Raw genomic sequence first — 1,462 nt, 5'->3', positions numbered from 1 at the left:
AAGGCGATCGGTACGGATGCCTTCCAGGAGGCGGACATCTGTGGGATCACGATGCCGATCACGAAGCACAACTTCCTGGTGACGAAGGCGGAGGACATTCCGCGGACGATCGCGGAGGCCTTCCACATCGCCTCCACCGGCCGTCCGGGTCCGGTCCTGGTGGACATCGCCAAGGACGCCCTGCAGGCGAAGACGACGTTCTCGTGGCCGCCGCAGACGGATCTGCCGGGCTACCGGCCGGTGACCAAGCCGCACGCCAAGCAGATCCGGGAGGCGGCCAAGCTGATCAGTGCGGCCCGGCGGCCGGTGCTGTATGTCGGCGGTGGTGTGATCAAGGCGGGTGCGACGGCGGAGCTGAGGATCCTGGCGGAGCTGACCGGGGCGCCGGTCACCACCACTCTGATGGCGCTGGGTGCCTTCCCCGACAGTCATCCGCTGCATGTGGGCATGCCGGGCATGCACGGTGCGGTCACCGCGGTCACCGCGCTGCAGAAGGCCGACCTGATCGTGGCCCTCGGTGCCCGTTTCGACGACCGGGTGACCGGGAGGCTGGACAGTTTCGCCCCGTACGCCAAGATCGTGCACGCGGACATCGATCCGGCGGAGATCGGCAAGAACCGGGCGGCCGACGTGCCGATCGTGGGCGACGCGCGGGAGGTGATCGCGGATCTGGTGCAGGCGGTGCAGGCCGAGCACAGTGAGGGCAACGCGGGTGACTACAGCGCGTGGTGGAGTGATCTGAACCGGTGGCGCGAGACCTATCCGCTGGGCTACGACCTGCCGCAGGACGGCAGTCTCTCGCCGCAGCAGGTCATCCAGCGCATCGGGCAGCTCGCCCCGGACGACACGATCTTCACCGCGGGGGTGGGGCAGCACCAGATGTGGGCGGCGCACTTCATCGACTACGAGCAGCCGGCGACCTGGCTGAACTCCGGCGGTGCGGGGACGATGGGCTATGCGGTGCCGGCGGCGATGGGGGCGAAGGCGGGGCTGCCCGGGCGTCCGGTGTGGGCGATCGACGGTGACGGCTGTTTCCAGATGACCAATCAGGAGCTGACGACCTGTGCGCTGAACAACATCCCGATCAAGGTGGCCATCATCAACAACGGTGCGCTGGGGATGGTGCGGCAGTGGCAGGCGCTGTTCTACAACCAGCGTTATTCGAACACGGTGCTGCATTCGGGTCCGGACGAGCTGAAGGCGAACAGGGGGACGCGTGTTCCGGACTTCGTCAAGCTCTCCGAGGCGATGGGGTGTGTGGCGCTGCGGTGTGAGGACCCGGCCGATCTGGACCGGGTCATCGCCGAGGCGAACGCGATCAACGACCGTCCGGTCGTCGTCGACTTCATCGTCCACGAGGACGCGCAGGTGTGGCCGATGGTGGCCGCCGGCACCTCCAACGACGAGGTCATGGCCGCCCGGGGCGTCCGCCCCGACTTCGGCGACGGCGAAGACGACTGAG

The 1,462-nt window shown here is 67.9% G+C and carries 1 protein-coding gene; it reads left to right on the top strand.

The window, feature by feature from the left end:
* Nucleotides 1-1,461, top strand: a 1,461-nt coding sequence (locus ADL08_RS09915) for an acetolactate synthase large subunit (protein WP_053641711.1), incomplete at its 5' end; no start/stop codon positions are given.
* Nucleotide 1,462 lies beyond the last annotated feature (1 nt).

It is taken from the genome of Streptomyces sp. NRRL F-6492 (assembly GCF_001280125.1).
In the GTDB taxonomy this organism is placed as follows: Bacteria; Actinomycetota; Actinomycetes; order Streptomycetales; family Streptomycetaceae; genus Streptomyces.
Note: the sequence above shows the minus strand (reverse complement) of the source record. Positions and strands in the feature narration are given on the sequence as shown.